The sequence below is a fragment of the Albirhodobacter sp. R86504 genome (assembly GCF_042466415.1).
GTDB lineage: Bacteria > Pseudomonadota > Alphaproteobacteria > Rhodobacterales > Rhodobacteraceae > Albirhodobacter.
The window spans coordinates 626,291-644,016 of record NZ_JAXHCH010000002.1; the positions used below are offsets into that span (position 1 = coordinate 626,291).

The window sequence follows — 17,726 nt, forward strand, 5'->3', positions numbered from 1 at the left end:
AGGAGCCATAAATGCACACACCCTTTGAACGCAGGCGGATGGAGTGGTGGTTTGCGGGCGTGACGCTCGGCCTCGGGCTGTGGCTGTTTTTGCCGTGGGTGAGCATGTCAACGGCGGCCTATTCGGATCTGCTGCAATGGCTGACGGAGGAAGAATGGGCGACGATATTTTCTCTGACAGGCACGGCTCACATGATCTCGCTCTATGTAAACGGGCGGCGCTGGTGGACGCCGTTCGCGCGCGCGATCATGCTATCCGCGAATTCGCTCTGCTATGCTGCCTTAGCGGTCGGCTTCATGGCTGAATATTGGCCTACATCCGCGACATTCACCTACGGCGGCGCGATGAGTAGCGCCGCTATCATCTGTATTTATTACGCGGTCAAGGATTGCGTCCATGCTTTAGAGGTTCGCCGTGCAGCTTGATCCTACCTTCGCTGAACAATTCGGGCTTATGATCGGCGCTATTTCTACGCTGATCGCAGCGGTCGGCGGCGTGGCGATCGTGCGGGGCCGCAAGGAAACAAAGGAAGGCGAGGGGCCTTCCCAGCTCGCCGTTCTCAAAATGGCCACCGATGAGAACACGGCCGCGATTAATCGCAACGCCGCCGCAGTGGAGGCCTCGGTCGCGCAGATCAACGCGCTGCACGGGCTGATCTCGGATGTGGCGCGCAACTCGCGCGATGCGGTCGGGATCGGGCGATCTATCGAGCATCTGCTCATCAAGCTCGACGCGCGTCGAGACTGAACAACACCAAAATTCAGATGACAGTCACCCGCCTCGCGCGGGTTTTTTCATGGGGACATCATGGACGCTTCAACCATTCACCGGATCACCGGTTCAAATTCCTATGCCGCGCGCATTGAGGGCTTCCTCGCGATCATGCTGCAATTTGGCGCGGCGCTGATGCCGCTGCACATCTTCGCGCAAGTGCTGGCGCAGGTGCTGCACGAAAGCGGGCGATTCAAATATGTGCGCGAGGGCTGGGGGCCGACGGCCGCACAAAAGCGGTACGAGGGGCGGGCGGATTTGGGCAACACGCAGCCCGGCGATGGCTTCCGGTTCCTCGGCCGCGATCTCATCCAATGCACGGGCCGCTACAATTACCGCGCGCTGACGCAATGGGTGCGTGGCCTGTTCCCCGACGCGCCGGACTTTGAGGCGATACCCGATGCGCTCGAGCGCTCCGAATGGCTCGGGATCTCGGTGATCTGGTATTTCGTGACGCGTCCCAAGCTTATGGCGGCCTGCGAGACGGGCGATTGCGTTCGCGTGTCGGAGATCGTGAACGGCGGTCACAACGGGCTGGCCGATCGGCTCGAGCTCTATGTCCGTTCGGCGCTTGTACTGCTCGGGTATGGGCCGATCGAGGTCAAGGCGTTCCAGGCATCAGCGGGCCTCACGGTCGACGGGATCGCAGGGACGCTGACCCGCGCAGCATTGCACTCGGCGCTCAAGGCTAACGCTGCTGCGCCCGCGACCAAGGTCATGGTCGAGATGCCGCCCGTGAGCGCGGAGCCCGCGCCGATCGTCACCTCATCCGTCACATCCGCGCGCCCGTGGTGGGCCGCGATCTTCTCCGCCTTTGGCATTATGAAAGGATAAACCATGCTCGATATCATCATGGGGCTGATCGCCCCGCACCTCGCCGAAATCATCAGCGGGATCGTCACCGCGCTGCTCGCGTTCATCGCCGCGCAGATCAAAGCGCGCACCGGCGCGGAGCTCGATGCCAATGCCCGGGACGCGTTGCACTCGGCGCTGACCACGGGCGCCATGCTCGCGATCGCGCGCTATGGGCGGACGGCTGGCGTCAATCAGGAAGCGATGGTGGCGGAGGCGGTCAACTACGCGAAGGCCAGCGTGCCGGACGCGATCAAGCGGCTCGGGCCCGTGGAGACGGTGCTGGCTGATTTGGCGGTGGCGAAGATTGAGGGAGTGGGGCGGGGAGGTTGAACCATCTTCTGCCATCAACGCCCCAGCGAACAGGCTATCTTCGATCCATCCGGAGATGGGCTGGCCCCAGTTTAACGCAGCCAATCAAGTCGATGTTTGAATACAATCAGCGGCGCGACAAGTTTCGCTAAGAGCGCGCGCAATCCCGCATAAGGATCGTTTGGCAATCCATCCTCATCCGGTGTCTTGTAACCGAACCGTTGATAGTCCGCCGCAAATATTGAGGCGATTAAAGCCGCATCGGAACGTGTGACGTGGATCGGGCGTGGCTCTCGCTTAAGAAGGTGTTCGATCGTAATGTCGGGAGCGCTTTCTCCCAAGACCTTATCAAGGAGATCAACGATTGGGTCCAGTCCTTCTTCGAGGCGAAAGAACTCTGCACATTCTGGCACGAGCTCAGTTTGTGGCCGGATATGGTTATCATACATCCGACGATCAATTTTCATGCACGAGGTGACAAGATGGAGCCAGCTGGAAAACCCTAGCCGTCCGATTCGCGAAGCTCCGAACTGATAACGGTATTCGCTCTTCAAACGTGACATCGGATCCCGGACTGTCGCAAAGACCAGATCTAGCTGCTTCGGCAAAACTTCATCCAAGTCAGCTGCTGTCAGGTGGTTTGCCGCAGGAATGATCCCGCGTTGAGTTGGGCGTTTTTTTTTTCCCATCCCGGCGCCCGTCAAAACCGACGTTTGAGAAACGTGCGCTAAGATAATGCTCTAAGCTGGTCCCGGCCGTTTTGGGAACATGTGCATAAAAAATGACTTTTGAATTGCTTATGATTAGGGCCAAGTTGTTCGCCTTGAGAGTATAAAAATTTGTTCGGTGGTAGTGTACCTAGTGGACGTTTTTGATCTTCTTTCCAAAAGTCACGATTGTCGAGTCCTCGCTTGGATCGCCTAGAAAATTTCCTGCTCGGCCTCCAAGTTCTTGTGGGCCGGAGGGATGAACGAGTGGGTGGGACTGGTGTTCGATGAGATCTACGTCGATCTCTCTTGTGCTGCGTTAATTAGCATTCCTGACTTGGACTTGGGTTGCCTTAGGTAAATATCATATACGTCTGATTTTCTTACAAAATAACCAACTTCGTGGTCATTTTCGGGTAAGAAACCAATTTTATTGGTTTCTTACCATTACGCCAATTTCCCTCTCCACTGCGGCTAAGTGTTCGAGGACTGCTTCTCCAATCAATTCGCCTCCATCTAATGAAAGGTGATCGTCGTCATAGTAATAAATTATTTCGTTCCGAACGTTCACGCAGCGCAGATCGTCGCACAATAAATCGGCAGGTCTGACATGGTGTATCTTGGGGTGAATTACTGCGTCAAGTGCAGCATTGCTCTGAGCAGCGCGTTCTTCGTAAGCACTACGAGCTGTCGTAATCTCCGGCGTCTGTTCTCCAAGGAAGAATACGCGCTGAGCAGCTATCACCGGTACATTCCATCCTGCTTCCGGTATCGCGTGAACAACAATAACATGCGCTCCCAATTTTAGCAGGTCAACCATGCCCCTCTGAATCGCTGCGGTTGCGAGTTCAGGCTGGTTCGACGTTTCCGGAAGGCCTAATGTTTCTGCGTCGAAGACTGTTTGTTCAATACTTGGGTTGCTCGGCTCATGGCCGCCCTCGCCATTATCAAATGGTGTTCCCCAAAGAACCTGTGAGCGCATGCCAACAATTATAAGGTCGAACTTCTCAAGTTCTAAATAGTCCAAAATGGCGGAATTAATTTCTGCACAGTTTTTGGGCCCCTTTCGCACGCCCGGAAGAGGTTCGCAGCCGCTAACTGTCAATTGAGTCATCTGCCATCCTTTTTCTTCCAGTCCAACTCGCACTGGATGAGCGAACGCGTCCGCGTGACTATCCCCGATTAAAATGGCGCGCGGACCAGCGATTCCCAGAACCGATGTGCACTCAGATGTGGGGGGGATAACTAGCTTATCCGAGCTATCGACTGTTTGGTGACACAGTCTTTGTAAAGGGTTCTTCATCGAATCTGTGTTGAGATAATGAAGTACGGTTTGAGACATGCGCCAGGGGGCACCATCGGCCAAGTGCAGTGTTGCTCCGACCGCTGCACTAGCCACTATAGCGGCCGCTGAGCAGCCAAGAAGTTCCTTGCGACCGGGTAGCATTCGCGCAGCAGCGCCATTTATGCGTCGGAAAGGTTCTTCAACATACTTCCACGTTAACGCGGCTAAAAACAAGCTAAGGGCAGCTAAGCATAGCATCATAGTGAGGCTCGGCTCGGTCATCCGGGAAAGTCGGGCGAAAGCGAACAAAGGCTGGTGCCAGAGATATGCACTGTAGCTAATTAAGCCAATTCCAACTAAGGGGCGAACGCTGAGTGCGCGAGCGACGTATGTGCCGTCCCTTGCGAAAACGAGTAAGAGGGTAGTACCCGTTACTGGGATCATGGTCCATAGTGAGGGATGCAGTGTCGTTTCTTTAAAAACTGCAATGGGTACAATGATGCAAAGTGCTCCAATCAGTGCGAGGACCTGGGAAGGTGCCGGTTTTCGCCATAGTAGCCAAAAGGCTCCCAACCCGCCGCACATCAACTCCCATGCGCGGGTGGGTAACATGTAAAAGGCGAAGTCGGGATTGGTTGCGGCGAGGATCTGCGCCAAAAGTAGGCTGACTACTGCAATAGACAATATAACGGCGAACAGAGCTCGCCTTCCAAACTTCCAACAGAGTGCAAGTATAATTGGGAATAGAATATAGTATTGCTCTTCAATCGCCAGTGACCAAGTGTGTAGTAGAGGCTTGAGCTCGACACCTACACTAAAATACCCTGCCTCTTTCCAGAATAGGATGTTGGACCCAAACATTACGGTTGCAACTATGCTCTGACCGAAGTCACGAAGCTGCTGGGGAAACATCCAGAGCCACGCAAATGGCATACACGCAATCATCACTGTAAATAAAGCTGGCAGGATCCGACGCGCTCGCCGTTCATAGAAGGTGAGGATGGAGTAAGTACCTGCCTCCAACTCCTGAGCTAGAATTGTCGTAATTAGAAAGCCAGAAATGACAAAAAAAACATCTACTCCGATGAAGCCGCCACTGATACTTGTGACGCCGGCATGGAACAAAATTACTGGTAGTACAGCGATAGCACGAAGGCCATCTATCTCGGCACGGTATTTCATAAAGCAAATCTTTCAAATGATAGCCGGAGGATAAGAGCGCATTCGATAGAAGTCGAGGATAATCGCCAAGATTTTCTCAAGATGTGTTCGGCCGGCGTTGTCCCGCAACATACGTTAGAGGCTCGACGCCTCTTTGTCATACCACGCGAATAATCTCTGCTGTGCCGAGGGCGGTGAGGCGGTAAATGAGGGCGATGCGGATCTGGGTTTCAGCGGTCTGGCTGTCGGCGTGTGTTGCGGTGATGCGCTCGCCGAAGGCTTTTAGGCAGCGCATCTTCGCCTCGATCTGGCATGGGCCATGGTATCCGGTCCAGCGCTTCCTTAATGCGCTGTCGTAATGCCGAGTGGCGCGCACTGGATCCGAGCTGGACGCCCGCGCCCGCGATGCGAGCACGCACTTCCGAGGGAAACTTGTTCGTTGTCTTGCTCATAATGCTCCGTCCTACTCCGGAGTAGGGGCCTCCGGCAAACCCGGCGCGGTTCAATCTGCGATCTCTATCACGTGCAAGGCGCCCAGTGAGTGAGGAGACCCAAGCTACGTCACTGGTGTTGAATTATTTAAATAGCGATGGTTTATGTGATCTGATCGGGTTGAAGCCATAACACTAAACTGCAAGATTGCCGTTAAGGTTAATTAGTGGATTTGCACGAGAGCCTTAGAGCTTTTCAAGCCTAGCCACCTAAGCTGGAGGAGGCAGGTGGAGTGCATGGCATTGATCCAGTATTTCGCGCGTCACGTCATCTGTGACGATTCAGGCAATCGTCTAGAACCGATTATCGAGAAGCGAGAACGCGGCGATATTATGTCCAATGAAGTTCTTTTGGGGGCAGCCTTATGTGCGGACGTTTCATCGACCCGAACCTGCGCAATTCCGAAGTGGATATGTCGCAGATCAAGATCAATCCGATCCCGCGGCGCTTCAACGTAAAGCCGACAAACGATGTGATGATCTTCACCGCGCCCGATGAGTTTCAATGGGCGCGGTGGGGGCTGATCCCGACCTGGTTCAAGGGGGATGATCCCAAAGAATGGAAGGCGGCGACGTTTAATGCCCGGATTGAAGAGGCGAAAGACAAGCCCTCGTTTCGCGGGGCTTGGCGCTACGGTCGCTGCATCATTCCCGCTGGTGGGTTCTATGAGTGGTCTGGCCCCAAAAACGCGCGCCGGCCGAATTTCTTTAGCTCGGCCGGAAATGAGGCCAACCTGTATTTTGCCGGTCTGTGGACCGAGTGGAAGGATATCCGCACCTGCACGATCATGACGCGAGCGGCGGCGGATGCGATGGCGGGCATCCACGATCGGATGCCGGTGATCTTGGCACCGGAAGAACGCGAGGCATGGCGCGGAGGTTCAGAGGATTTCAATCTTGGGGCAGGGAGCGCGTTGAAGGTATGGCCGGTGCGACGGTTTGGGTTGCTCGATGATGGACCAGAATTAATCGAGGCAGCAGATTAGTCTCTAAGCTCATGGCATCGCGCTTAGTATCTGTTACGCGTAACAGTTTCGCCGCAACTGGCTGCTTGCGAACGAGAACGAAAGACCGGCTAAAATTAGAATTTAACGCGAACATCGGCCTGTTCCCTGCGCTCCGAAGGCAGCGCTCCTGCACCGCGCGGGCAGCGCATGAGTGGGGAGACTGATAGGGCAATTGTCATCGAATTGCCTGATTAAGGTGCGTTCCCGCTTTCACCTTTTGTTCTTTATATGTCTTGGGAATTATTTCCGATAACGCTTTAAAATTTAACGATATACTTTGAATTTAGGTTCTGGCGCCTATGGCGTGGGGGTTCGAGTCCCTTCACCCGCACCACTTTGAAATCAAACGGCTTGTAGAGATGCAATCTCGCCGGTTTGATGACTGCTCTCCCCGTTTCAACGGTCTCTCCAATAGTCTTTCCTTATTATTCTCGCTTCGCCGTAGTCGCTCGGCCAATCACGCCCGTCTGCCCGTACACACCTATCTCCCCTTGTTTTAAAGGGGGAGAAGGGTAGGCTGAACGAGCCCGTGGTCGGAGAGACAGCATGTTCAAGCGCACACGCCCTCAGATGATCTTAACCGCTTTCGCCGTTTTGGCGCTTTGCGCAGCGCGCGCGGTTGGGGATGAGGTGGGGGAGAAAGAGCCGAAGGTGTTCTCGTTCTTCATGCCGGATCTGCGCGGCGTAACGGTTGCTGAGGCCGAGGATATCCTCAGCGCAAGCCAGCAACTGGTGCATTTGGGGGCCGATGCTTACAGTGTCTATGCGCGAGGGCGGATTGCCACCCAAAGCCCGCCCCCGGGGCATGTGTTCAGATCGCCACAGGAAATGATCATTTCGTTGCGGCGGTCAAAGGGGGTGGCGCCCGGTCATGCGATTATTCCCAATGTGGTTGGGATGACCGCGCGGCGCGGTGAAAGTGTTTTGCGTGGGCATGGGTTCGCTCCCGTTCAGAGCGTGTCTCCGCCGCAGTATTTCAAAGAGTTTTCATACGGTGACTGCGATTGGGGCCGGACCTATGTCTATGTGACGGCCAGCGATCCGGCGACCGGGTCCATGTCGCCGCAGGGGAGCACGGTCGTGCTTGATGTCGAAAGCCGGTTCTATGGCCCCTCCGAGTTTTGTCAGGGGTGGGGTGGGACGGGGGACGTCCCCGTCGCGATCGATTGAGCGCGCGCGCGTAATCTGCCGCGCGCGAGCCCGTCAAACTGCGAGAGCTATGTTGTCACTCTGCGCCCGCCTCGAAGAAAAACGCGCCGTTACAGGCAACGGATTGCTGCGGGCGCGTTAGGGTGAAGGTCATCCCTGCTGCGGTAAACTCAGCCGCGAGTTGATCGATGGTTTCGCAGGGCGTGTGCCCAAACATAAGAGCGGCTGGCTTTGGCGTTTGCGTCTTACTCAGGCTTCCGATCAATTCGCTCGCTTGCATCGGGCGCGGGGCCATCGTCTCGGGAAGATAGACGCCATAGATTTTTACCAGTTGGTCCTCGTCGGTCTGCGCGCCCTTCGAGAGGAAGAAAAGACCTCCCGTGAAGGGGGTGAGGGCGGCGCGTGTTGTGACGTCGCGCGCCGTTTCCTTCCAAGCCTCTAGCGGCGCGGTTTTGCCCGCAAGTTCGGCTTGGGCGGCGAGGATGGAGAGAACGACCGCGCATGTAAGGCCAATCGGGGCCGCGCGGCGCATCATCGACCCACGTGATTGGACCGCCAAAGCAAACGGAGCGGCCAGCAAAAAGCAAACGTAAGGCACGAGGGTGATGAAATTGCGCGAGGTCGACATCGGCGTGTGAAGGTTGAGTGCGAAGATGCCAAGCGTAAAGAGAACCGCGATGGCAAATACGTAGCCGTAGGCGCGGGCCCAAACAGGGCGGCTGCGCCAAACGGTGACCGCGCCGATGATGACGAGCGTAATGACGATGAGCGCCATGAGCCCAGTTCCGATCATGGGCGAGACATTTAGCGCGGCCCCGATATGGTCACCGAAATATTCACTGGCGGGGAAACTCGCGTAAACGGCATGTGCGATGGGCTGGAACGGGCCTGATTTAATCCAGAAATTGCCGCCCGAGACGTCGCCCGCCATTCCTACCAGCATCTGGATTGCTGGCCACAGCGCAATCAAGGTCATGACAATAAGCGCGCCCAAACGCGCCGCAATTTGAGCGCCTCTTGTGGCCTTGTCATGTGCGCCGCGCAAAAGCACCGCTGCGCATAGGAGCGTGCCGAGCATCGTGCCAAAGAAATGTGTGAGGCCGATGAGCGCCGCGACGCCGAGCAAAAGCGGTACGTTCCAGCGTATCAGCGCCACCAGTGACACCAACGATAATCCGAGAAGGAGCCCGTAGCTGCGGGCTTCTTCGGCGTAAAACACGGTCAGCCAGTTAGAATAGAGAAGCGTCATAAAAATCGCGACAAACGCGAGGCCGAGGTTTTCGCGGAGGCGCAGCACCGCAAGGCTTCCCGCTACGACGGCGACAAAGGACAGGCCCCGCATCGCGAGCTCGCCGCTACCGAAGATCTGGGCCCAGATCCACAGTAAACCTTGGTAAAGGGGAGGGTGAACATCCTTCGCGATCAGCGGCAGCAAGTCGCCAAGCGGCAACTGTGCGCGCGAGACGCTAAACAGCTCATCGAACCAAAACGAATAGGCCCGCAGCAGGTTTATGACGCTCACGCTTACGAACCAAACACATGTCACAAGGCCAAGGGCAATGAGATAGACCTGCAAGGGGGAGCGCTTCTCAAATCGAGCGCGCGCGACGCTGCTGAAATCTGCGGTTTGGTTTGTCATCGGATTTACCTAAATGGGTTCATGTCTGAATAGCTGTTCGCCTAAGCTGGCATGACCTTAAGTTTTGATGTTTCAAAGATATAGCGGGCGATCTGATGTGGCATATCCCACGACAAACTAATTTTTCGTCTGGAAAATGTCTGCTTCTATCCAAACTCTCTTTCGAGAATTGATTTATTATCCACCCATAAACCTTGGGCGATAGAAGGTGTATGACGCTTTCTGCGGTGATCGGTTGAGGGATAGCGGTAAACGTCTTTTAGCTTGGCACCTCTTTCAGTTGCGTCACCTTCTTAAAATTGCACGGTCGTGCGCAGTCATCTGCTTAGAGAATTCCCGGATCGCCAAAGGCACGGTGCTGGTTGTTGATCTCGACGGGACGCTATTGCGGTCGGATATGCTGCATGAGAGCTTTTGGTCGGCTTTCGCGCGGGATTGGATGACACCCTTTGGTGCGATCAAGGCGCTCGGGGCGGGGAAGGCCGCGCTTAAGTCTTATCTCGCGGCGAAATCGGATATCGATTTTGCGACTCTGCCCTATGACGCGGAAGTTGTGCAACGCGTGAAGGATTGGCGCGCGGCGGGCGGCAAGACGGCGCTCGTGACGGCAACCCATCAATCGCTCGCTGACGGTGTGGGGGCTGAACTCGGCCTCTTCGATGACGTCATCGGGACGCAGGCCGAAACAAATCTTAAAGGCGCGGCGAAGGCTGACCGGCTCGTATCTCTCTACGGGGAGGGCGGCTTTATCTACATGGGGGACCATGCGGCGGATGTCGCGATCTGGAAGCATGCGGCGAAAGCGATCACGGTGAATGCATCGGGCGCGACGCGCGCGGCGGTGCGATGCTCGGGCGAGATCGAACATCTCGATACGCTCAAGCCAAGCCTGCGCCCCTATATGAAGGCAATCCGGCCGCATCAGTGGCTAAAAAACATTCTTGTTTTCTTGCCCATTCTTGCGGCCCATCAGGTCACGTTCGGGTCTTTCTTCACATCCCTTCTCGCATTCATCTCCTTCAGCCTCATCGCCTCCTCAGTCTATGTGACAAACGACCTTCTCGATCTCGCGGGGGATCGCGCGCATCCGCGCAAATGCAAGCGTCCGTTCGCCGCGGGGACGATTCCGATCCGGTTCGGCGGGACGATGGCGGGCGGTCTGCTGGCGGCGGGCTGCTTGACGGCGGCCTTGCTCGGCTGGCAGTTCTTCTTGGTGATGATTGGCTATTACGTGCTGACGACGGCCTATTCCCTCTACCTCAAACGCCGCCTTTTGGTCGATATCATCGCGCTGGCGTGCCTTTATACGGTGCGGATTCTGGCGGGTGCGGCGGCGTCTGGTCTGCATCTGACGGTCTGGCTTTTGGCGTTTTCGGTGTTCTTCTTCCTCTCCCTTGCGGCGGTAAAACGTCAGGCGGAGTTGGTCGATGGCATTAAGGCGGGGAAGGCCAAAGCCCATGGCCGGGGATATGAGGCGGGTGATTTGATGATGGTGGCGATGATGTCGATTTCCGCCGGTTACACCTCCGTTTTGGTGATGGCGCTGTATCTGAACTCGCCCGCCGTGACACAGCTGTACAAATCGCCCTCGGTTTTGTGGGGGATCTGCATCGTGATGATCTATTGGCTTAGCCGGATGGCAATGATGACGCATCGTGGTCGAATGCATGATGATCCGGTGGTTTTTGCGGCGAAGGATAAAGTGAGTTTATCGTGCTTTGCCCTTATATTTTGCATCGCGCTGATCGGTAAGTTCTTTTGAGCGGTCCTGCCTTGCATCCGGCGACATTGGTTCTGCGCTTCGCGGCATTTGCCGTTCTCGCGACGCTGGTTAATCTGGGGACGCAGCGATTGATATTGGCGATCTGGTCAGGGGCGGCCGGTTTTGCGCTGGCCGTGTTCTTTGGCACTGCGGTCGGGCTTGTTGTCAAATATATCTTGGATAAACGGTGGATCTTCGCGGATCTGGAGAAGGGCGTGAAGGCGCATAGCCAGAAATTCGGCCTCTACACCGCGATGGGGATCGTCACCACCCTCATCTTCTGGGGGTTCGAGACCGGCGCTTGGTTGGTTTGGGGGACGGAGGCCGCGCGCGAAGGGGGCGCCATTCTCGGCCTCGGGATCGGCTATGTCGTTAAATACCACCTCGACCGGCGCTTCGTCTTCAACCGCACGGAGGCCTCGGTATGAAGCTGTCAGGCTGGGGACGCTATCCCCGCATCGAGTGCAAGGTCACGCGAGGGCCCTCGGAACAGGCGGTGCGCGACGCGGTCAAAGAGGGGCCGCAAATCGCGCGCGGAAACGGGCGCAGCTACGGCGATGCGGCTTTGGGCGCGACGGGCACGCTGGATATGCGCCGGATGAACCGGATGATCTCGTTCGACATGGCAACGGGCGTCCTCGTGGCGGAGGCGGGCACCCTGCTGGAGGATATTTTGAGCGCATTCGTTCCGCGCGGGTTTTTCCCGCTCGTGACGCCGGGGACGAAATACGTGACGCTCGGCGGCATGATTGCGGCCGATGTGCATGGAAAAAACCACCATATTGATGGATCGATGCGCTGCACGATCGACTGGCTCGACCTGATGCTGACGTCGGGCGCGGTCCTGCGTCTGTCGCGCGATGAGAATGCCGATCTTTTTGATCTGACGGTGGGGGGGATGGGGCTCACGGGCGTGATTTTGCGCGCCGCGATCCGCTTGCGCCCGATCGAGACCGCTTGGATCAAGCAGACGCTACTCCCTGCGGACTCGCTCGACGAGGCGATGGCGCTGTTTGAGGCCAATCAGGGCGCGACCTATTCGGTGGCATGGATCGATTGTCTCGCGCGGGGCGAGCACCTCGGGCGATCTCTGGTGATGTTGGGGGAGCATGCCCAACTTTCCGAGGTCGGCAACCGGCGGCGCGCCCGTCCGCTGCATACGCCGGCACGGGCGCGAAAAGCGATCCCGTTTGATCTGCCGATCTTTACCCTCAACAAGCTGACGGTTTCAGCGTTCAACCGGCTGTATTGGTGGAAGGCAAAGCGGTCTGCGGGGGTGAGTTTCGTTGACTGGGATAGTTATTTCTATCCGCTCGACGCAATTCTAGGATGGAACCGGATTTACGGGCGCAAAGGGTTTGTGCAATTCCAATGCGTGATCCCCTTGGCCAATTCGGCCGACGCGATGCGCGCCTTGCTGGAGACAGTGTCTGCTGCGGGGCAGGGCTCGTTCCTAGCCGTGCTCAAGCGGATGGGGCCTGCGCAGAGCGCGTTTTCCTTCCCGATGGAAGGCTACACACTGGCGCTTGATTTTCCGGCGACACAGACAGCCTTCGCCTTGCTTGACCGGTTGCACGCGATTGTCAAAGCCTCTGGCGGTCGCATTTATCTCGCGAAGGACGCTCGCCTCTTGGCCGATGAGCTTCACGCACTCGACCCGCGCGCCGCCGCCTTTCGGGATCGCAGGGAGGCGCTTGATCCCGGGCGCGGCTTTACGTCCAACCTTTCAGAAAGACTTTCACTGTGACCAAGACATTCAACACAGACCCCGTTCTTATCTTGGGCGGGCGCTCCGATATCGGGCTTGCCTGTGCGCATGCTTTCGCGGCGCTGGGCCATCCGATCCAATTGGCCGCGCGGAACGCGGCGAGTTTGCAAGGGGCGGTGGATGACATCATCTTGCGATACAATGTCGCCTGCACGGCGCATGAGTTCGATGTCCTCGCGACCTCCGACCATGAAGCGTTTCTCGACGCTCTGCCCGCGGCGCCGGAGGTGGTGATCAGCGTGATCGGCTTTATGGGCGAGCAAGAGCAAAGCGAGACGGACTTCATCGCCGCTGGCGCGGTCATGCGGTCCAATTTTGAGGGTCCGGCGCATATTCTGGGCGCCTGCGCCAACAGGATGGAGAAGGCCGGTCACGGCACTTTGGTTGGCGTGTCCTCCGTCGCAGGGGATCGGGGCCGCGCGAGCAATTATGTCTACGGTTCCGCGAAGGCGGGGTTCACGGCGTTTTTGTCGGGTCTGCGGAACCGGCTGGCGAAGACGGGGGTTCACGTGGTGACGGTCAAACCGGGATTTGTGGCCACCCAGATGACGGCGGGGCTGGATCTGCCGGAGAAATTGACGGCCGAGCCGTCCGAGGTCGCTCACGCTATTCTCAGGGCTGTTCAGCGCGGGCACAACATCATCTATACCCGCAAAATCTGGCGCGTGATCATGGCAATCATCCGAAATATTCCCGAAGCGGTGTTCAAAAAACTCAGCCTCTGACGGCGATCTGCGGGGATTTTTTCCGCGGTCACGGGGTGCGTTTAGGGGCGTGATCTGACCGAAAGTATGTATCATTCCCGAGGCGTGGGGATGAGATCGCGGAGGCGAGATCACGCTGTGCTGCCGCGCTTGGCGAAGGTTGGCTCAGAGGCTTCGCTTAAATTTTGATCTGTTTCCTATTTAGAAACGTTGTGTTTCTTGAATAATTTTTCTCACCAAATACGCGGCGATTATGCTTGATGTCCTTATTGTATTGGGCATTATAAATATGCGTTTTAAATAACTATTTTTTTGGCCAATCGAGAAAAGACCTCAGTCGGGGCCTGTGTCGTCGTATCTCCGAATGGCTCATATCGCAAGATTTACAACCCAGAGGTGTAGACACGAAGGCTGTATCGGGTTAACTCTGGATAACGATGTTCGTTCACTAGTACTTTTGTATATCCGAAAGTTATTGAGCGAGGGTGCGATGCCTGACCGTCCGCATATCAATGAAATCTTCAAGTTACGCGCCGGACTCGTCGGGTTTGGCGATCCGCAAGTTGTGAAACTTGCCGATCTCGGCGCACCGGTACCTCTCGCGGTGGCCGCGACGGGGCCTATGACGGGTATGCCCGCCCTCTCGCGCCACGCTGTGACGGGCGCGCGGGCGGATCTTCGCGTCGATGTGACCGAAAGGGAGAGCATCGCGATCGCGTTGCGTGTGCCGCTCTATGTCACGGCGTTTGAGGGCGACGACGGGGCCTATCTTCGCCTGCACGATTCTGAGGGCGTTGAGTGTGATCTCGCGATGATGGTTGACGAGGTAGCAAACGCGCTTTCCGGCGGTTTGAACGGCGCAGATCCGCGGTTGTGCGGGAAGATCAACGCCATCACCGATGATCTGCAAAGTTATGCTCTTGCGCATACGGTGCTCTCGTTCACGGTCACGCCGCACGATATCGAAGATCTGGCGCGCGGCCCTGCGACGGGCTTTGTTGCGGGCACGATGATATTGACGCGGCGCGGGCAGGTCGCGGTTGAGGATCTCTCGCCAGCCGATCATATCCTGACAGTCGATCACGGGTTTCAACAGGTCGACCAGATCACAAGCCGTTGCTACACGCCGCGCGACATCGCGCAATCGCGGGGGCTGCGTCCGGTGCGCATCCTCGCGGGTGCGCTGGGCGGTGATTTGCCCGCGACCGATTTATATGTGGCGCAGGGGCACCGTTGCCTGATCCGCTCGAACATAACCGAGCTCGTCACCGGCCGCCGCGAAGGTCTTGCGGCGGCGGGGCAGTTGGTTGGCGTGGAAGGCATTGATCTGATCGAGGATGGCAGGGGGGTGGTGTTTTACCAACTTGCGATGGCCGAGGAGGAGTTGATCTTCGCCAATGGCACTCTGACCGAGATCGGCAATCAGCCCGCCAAACCTCAAATGCAAGCTGGCGATCATGCGGGTCGATCCGCGCCGCAGGCGGGTTTGAACTTGGTGCGTATGAGTGCGCGGCCCCGCGTTCGGGGGGATGCGATGCGCTCTATCGCGGTGCTGTCCGAACTCAATTCCAAAACACTTATCGAACCGCGCACGTATTCTGCGCCGCTTCAAGCGGGCGACAGTTTGGCGCGCCTGAACAGGGAGGATCATACCGTCACACGCCAGCCATCACGGAGCAATTTTCGAGCCAATTGAAGGGCTTCGCAGGTTCAACGCGGTGCATTTTGACTGCACGGGAAGGCTCACACCACACTTTCCGCGCGTTGAATGCGCCGCCTGAACCGCAGAAGCATTGGCAGGAGGATTGCGACGCTGAGGATGTGACATCTCATATCTCTCCCTGACGACAAGCATCGTGACCAGACGACCGACGCCGCCCGATACCTGCCAGCCGACCCCACATCGGTTATTGTATTGGCGGCCCCCCCAGACCGGCCAAGCCTTTTGGCCATCTCTCCCTCGGTCACGGTGCTTACCTTGGCAGCGGCGCGTCCCCTGGCGTGACCGCTGCCTTTTTTGTTTATCCCTTGCATTTAGATATCCGCGCGCGCCCTTGGCAAACGCGCGATGATCCGTTAGACGGCGCGCACCGGTCGCAGCCTTACCCGGTTATCAAAACAAGGGATTATCATGAAAACGACAGTTATCTGCTCCGGCGGATTAGATTCCGTTTCGCTCGCACATATGATCGCGCGCGAACATACACTGACCCGTCTCATCTCGTTCGACTATGGCCAGCGTCACCGTAAAGAGCTGGACTTTGCCGCGCTCTGTGCCGCGCGGCTGGCGGTTCCTCATCAGGTCATCGATATGCGGGCGATTGGCGCGGCGTTGACGGGCTCGGCGCTTACCTCCGATATTGATGTGCCCGACGGCCATTACGAGGAGGAAACCATGCGCGTGACCGTGGTGCCAAATCGCAATGCCATTATGCTGACGATCGCCTTTGGCGTGGCGGCGGCGGCGGGGGATGATGCGGTCGCGGCGGCGGTGCACGGGGGGGATCACTTCATCTATCCCGATTGCCGTCCCGATTTTACCGACCGGTTCAACGCGATGCAGCGCGCGGCCTTGGACGGGTATGCGGATGTGCGTTTGTTCGTGCCCTTCGTCCATGGCTCAAAGGCCGATATCGTCACCGTGGGCGCGCGCTATGGCACGCGCTTTGATCAAACTTGGTCGTGTTACAAAGGCGGGGCGGCGCATTGCGGGCGCTGCGGCACCTGCGTCGAGCGGCGCGAGGCATTTGACATCGCGGGGATCGACGACCCGACCCAATATGCGGATGATGGGTTCTGGCGCGAGGCGGTTGCACGCAAGGCGGCAACGGATATCGGGGGGCGCTGATGTTCAAAATTAGCAAGGAATTCCACTTCTCCGCCTCGCATCAGCTGTTGCACTTGCCCTGCGATCATCAATGCCACCGGATGCACGGGCATAACTATGTCGTGGTCGTGGAATTGGCGGCGCCGTCACTCAACGCGGATGGGTTCGTGCGCGATTACCATGATCTCGGCGTGCTCAAAGCCTATATTGATGAGCAGCTTGATCACCGCCATCTCAACAGTGTTTTGGGCGATCACTGTGTGACGGCCGAGCAGATCGCGAAGCATCTGTTTGAGTGGTGCGCCGAGCGTTGGCCCGAGACGGTTGCCGTGAAAATCAGCGAAACGCCGAAGACTTGGGCGGAGTATCGGCCATGACGGCGCAGACAGCGGGTGCGGTAAGCCTGCGCGACGCGTCGGAGCCGGTTTTGCGCATCGCGGAGATTTTCGGGCCGACGATACAAGGCGAGGGCGCTTTGATTGGCGAGCCAACCGTCTTTGTGCGGGCGGGGGGGTGTGATTACCGGTGTTCGTGGTGCGATAGCTTGCACGCCGTCGACTCGGCCCACCGCGCGCAATGGCTGCCTCTCTCTTCGCAGCAGATCTGGCAGGAGGTGGAGCACCTGTCAGGGGGCGTGCCGCTGACGGTGTCATTGTCGGGCGGCAATCCCGCAATCCAGAACTTCGGCCCACTGATCGGGGCGGGCAAAGCGAAGGGATACCGATTTGCCTGCGAGACCCAAGGCTCCATCGCGCAGCCATGGTTTGCAGAGCTTGCGACGCTGGTCCTGAGCCCGAAGCCGCCAAGCAGCGGCGAGACGGTGGATTGGGCGAAGTTCGAAACCTGCATCATGGCCGCGACGGCGCAAGCGGGCATGATGCAGGCGAAGATTGTGCTGAAGATCGTGATCTTCGATGATCTGGATTACGTTTGGGCGCAACTGGTTGCGGCGCAATACCCCGACCTTCCGCTCTACCTGCAGCCGGGCAACCCGCAGGTTGATCCAGAGGTCCCGGTTGACTTGGGGGCGCTGTCGGATCGTTTGCTGTGGCTGGTCGAGAAGGTGACAAAAGACCGGTGGTTCAGCGCGCGGGTTTTGCCGCAACTTCATGTGTTTTTGTGGGGAAATAAACGCGGCGTCTAGCGGCCTAATCCCCTGTCAGGCCCCAAAAAAAAGCCGCGCTCCCCGAGTGAAGGGTGCGCGGTTTAGTGTGGTGTGAGGGAACGTAGGGAGAGAGGCAGTTTGCCTTGGGTGGATGTGCAGGGGACTCCTCACCTGCGCACCCACCGC

At 57.5% G+C, this 17,726-nt stretch carries 17 protein-coding genes and 1 pseudogene; 14 read left to right on the forward strand and 4 right to left on the reverse strand.

What is annotated here, in order from left to right; translation table 11 throughout:
- The first annotated feature begins 11 nt into the window (after positions 1–11).
- Genes SJY32_RS05125 through SJY32_RS05140 form a run of 4 tightly spaced genes read left to right on the forward strand, consistent with a single transcriptional unit; the run spans position 12 to position 1,956 of the window.
- Complete coding sequence (locus SJY32_RS05125; RefSeq protein WP_376872408.1) at positions 12–425, forward strand: hypothetical protein; 414 nt, start codon at positions 12–14, stop codon at positions 423–425.
- A complete protein-coding gene (locus tag SJY32_RS05130) occupies positions 415–747 on the forward strand; it encodes a hypothetical protein (protein ID WP_376872411.1) in 333 nt (110 codons plus the stop codon). The genes SJY32_RS05125 and SJY32_RS05130 overlap by 11 nt, the downstream gene beginning before the upstream one ends.
- Positions 748–807: 60 nt before the next feature.
- Complete coding sequence (locus SJY32_RS05135) at positions 808–1,605, forward strand: peptidoglycan-binding protein (RefSeq protein WP_376872414.1); 798 nt, start codon at positions 808–810, stop codon at positions 1,603–1,605.
- Between the two features lie 3 nt (positions 1,606–1,608).
- Positions 1,609–1,956: a hypothetical protein gene (locus tag SJY32_RS05140; RefSeq protein WP_376872417.1), complete on the forward strand. Its 348-nt coding sequence runs from the start codon at positions 1,609–1,611 to the stop codon at positions 1,954–1,956.
- 71 nt (positions 1,957–2,027) lie between these two features.
- Here SJY32_RS05140 and SJY32_RS05145 read toward each other — a convergent pair whose 3' ends face one another.
- From SJY32_RS05145 to SJY32_RS05155, 3 genes and pseudogenes are all read right to left on the reverse strand, one after another.
- Positions 2,028–2,624, reverse strand: coding sequence for a hypothetical protein (locus SJY32_RS05145; protein WP_376872420.1), 597 nt, complete (start codon positions 2,622–2,624; stop codon positions 2,028–2,030).
- A gap of 448 nt (positions 2,625–3,072) precedes the next feature.
- Positions 3,073–5,109, reverse strand: coding sequence for an acyltransferase family protein (locus SJY32_RS05150; RefSeq protein WP_376872423.1), 2,037 nt, complete (start codon positions 5,107–5,109; stop codon positions 3,073–3,075).
- A 136-nt stretch (positions 5,110–5,245) separates the two neighbouring features.
- Positions 5,246–5,464, reverse strand: a pseudogene (locus SJY32_RS05155) (IS5/IS1182 family transposase); the annotation flags it as partial.
- Positions 5,465–5,944: 480 nt separating this feature from the next.
- Here SJY32_RS05155 and SJY32_RS05160 point away from each other — a divergent pair.
- Together SJY32_RS05160 and SJY32_RS05165 are read left to right on the forward strand one after the other, a co-directional pair.
- The gene (locus SJY32_RS05160; RefSeq protein WP_376872426.1) at positions 5,945–6,565 is read left to right on the forward strand and encodes an SOS response-associated peptidase; all 621 of its coding nucleotides are present in this window, start codon (positions 5,945–5,947) and stop codon (positions 6,563–6,565) included.
- Positions 6,566–7,132: 567 nt separating this feature from the next.
- Positions 7,133–7,756: a hypothetical protein gene (locus SJY32_RS05165; RefSeq protein WP_376872429.1), complete on the forward strand. Its 624-nt coding sequence runs from the start codon at positions 7,133–7,135 to the stop codon at positions 7,754–7,756.
- A gap of 55 nt (positions 7,757–7,811) precedes the next feature.
- On the opposite strand, the gene SJY32_RS05170 is transcribed toward SJY32_RS05165, so the two are convergent.
- Positions 7,812–9,374 (reverse strand): hypothetical protein, encoded by a 1,563-nt coding sequence (locus SJY32_RS05170; RefSeq protein WP_376872432.1) that lies wholly within the window; start codon positions 9,372–9,374, stop codon positions 7,812–7,814.
- Between the two features lie 340 nt (positions 9,375–9,714).
- Between SJY32_RS05170 and SJY32_RS05175 the strand changes: the two genes are divergently transcribed.
- From SJY32_RS05175 to queE, 8 genes are all read left to right on the forward strand, one after another.
- The gene (locus tag SJY32_RS05175; RefSeq protein WP_376877579.1) at positions 9,715–11,136 is read left to right on the forward strand and encodes a UbiA family prenyltransferase; all 1,422 of its coding nucleotides are present in this window, start codon (positions 9,715–9,717) and stop codon (positions 11,134–11,136) included.
- Positions 11,133–11,564: a GtrA family protein gene (locus SJY32_RS05180; protein WP_376872435.1), complete on the forward strand. Its 432-nt coding sequence runs from the start codon at positions 11,133–11,135 to the stop codon at positions 11,562–11,564. The genes SJY32_RS05175 and SJY32_RS05180 overlap by 4 nt, the downstream gene beginning before the upstream one ends.
- A complete protein-coding gene (locus SJY32_RS05185; protein ID WP_376872437.1) occupies positions 11,561–12,883 on the forward strand; it encodes an FAD-dependent oxidoreductase in 1,323 nt (440 codons plus the stop codon). The genes SJY32_RS05180 and SJY32_RS05185 overlap by 4 nt, the downstream gene beginning before the upstream one ends.
- Positions 12,880–13,629 (forward strand): SDR family oxidoreductase, encoded by a 750-nt coding sequence (locus tag SJY32_RS05190; protein ID WP_376872440.1) that lies wholly within the window; start codon positions 12,880–12,882, stop codon positions 13,627–13,629. The genes SJY32_RS05185 and SJY32_RS05190 overlap by 4 nt, the downstream gene beginning before the upstream one ends.
- A 469-nt stretch (positions 13,630–14,098) precedes the next feature.
- Positions 14,099–15,304 carry a Hint domain-containing protein gene (locus SJY32_RS05195; protein WP_376872443.1) on the forward strand — a complete coding sequence of 402 codons (1,206 nt, stop codon included), beginning with the start codon at positions 14,099–14,101 and terminating at the stop codon, positions 15,302–15,304.
- A gap of 435 nt (positions 15,305–15,739) precedes the next feature.
- Positions 15,740–16,456 (forward strand): 7-cyano-7-deazaguanine synthase QueC, encoded by a 717-nt coding sequence (queC, locus tag SJY32_RS05200; RefSeq protein ID WP_376872445.1) that lies wholly within the window; start codon positions 15,740–15,742, stop codon positions 16,454–16,456.
- Positions 16,456–16,812 (forward strand): 6-pyruvoyl tetrahydropterin synthase family protein, encoded by a 357-nt coding sequence (locus tag SJY32_RS05205; protein ID WP_376872447.1) that lies wholly within the window; start codon positions 16,456–16,458, stop codon positions 16,810–16,812. Before queC ends, SJY32_RS05205 begins: the two co-directional genes overlap by 1 nt.
- Complete coding sequence (queE, locus tag SJY32_RS05210) at positions 16,809–17,579, forward strand: 7-carboxy-7-deazaguanine synthase QueE (protein WP_376872450.1); 771 nt, start codon at positions 16,809–16,811, stop codon at positions 17,577–17,579. Before SJY32_RS05205 ends, queE begins: the two co-directional genes overlap by 4 nt.
- Positions 17,580–17,726 lie beyond the last annotated feature (147 nt).

What these genes read in the sequence shown, in the direction of transcription:
- SJY32_RS05125 (WP_376872408.1), top strand. Translation starts at nt 12, where the DNA reads ATGCACACACCCTTTGAACGCAGGCGGATGGAGTGGTGGTTTGCGGGC.
- SJY32_RS05135 (WP_376872414.1), top strand. Translation starts at nt 808, where the DNA reads ATGGACGCTTCAACCATTCACCGGATCACCGGTTCAAATTCCTATGCC.
- SJY32_RS05140 (WP_376872417.1), top strand. Translation starts at nt 1,609, where the DNA reads ATGCTCGATATCATCATGGGGCTGATCGCCCCGCACCTCGCCGAAATC.
- SJY32_RS05145 (WP_376872420.1), bottom strand. Translation starts at nt 2,624, where the DNA reads ATGGGAAAAAAAAAACGCCCAACTCAACGCGGGATCATTCCTGCGGCA.
- SJY32_RS05150 (WP_376872423.1), bottom strand. Translation starts at nt 5,109, where the DNA reads ATGAAATACCGTGCCGAGATAGATGGCCTTCGTGCTATCGCTGTACTA.
- SJY32_RS05160 (WP_376872426.1), top strand. Translation starts at nt 5,945, where the DNA reads ATGTGCGGACGTTTCATCGACCCGAACCTGCGCAATTCCGAAGTGGAT.
- SJY32_RS05165 (WP_376872429.1), top strand. Translation starts at nt 7,133, where the DNA reads ATGTTCAAGCGCACACGCCCTCAGATGATCTTAACCGCTTTCGCCGTT.
- SJY32_RS05170 (WP_376872432.1), bottom strand. Translation starts at nt 9,374, where the DNA reads ATGACAAACCAAACCGCAGATTTCAGCAGCGTCGCGCGCGCTCGATTT.
- SJY32_RS05185 (WP_376872437.1), top strand. Translation starts at nt 11,561, where the DNA reads ATGAAGCTGTCAGGCTGGGGACGCTATCCCCGCATCGAGTGCAAGGTC.
- SJY32_RS05195 (WP_376872443.1), top strand. Translation starts at nt 14,099, where the DNA reads ATGCCTGACCGTCCGCATATCAATGAAATCTTCAAGTTACGCGCCGGA.
- queC (WP_376872445.1), top strand. Translation starts at nt 15,740, where the DNA reads ATGAAAACGACAGTTATCTGCTCCGGCGGATTAGATTCCGTTTCGCTC.
- SJY32_RS05205 (WP_376872447.1), top strand. Translation starts at nt 16,456, where the DNA reads ATGTTCAAAATTAGCAAGGAATTCCACTTCTCCGCCTCGCATCAGCTG.
- queE (WP_376872450.1), top strand. Translation starts at nt 16,809, where the DNA reads ATGACGGCGCAGACAGCGGGTGCGGTAAGCCTGCGCGACGCGTCGGAG.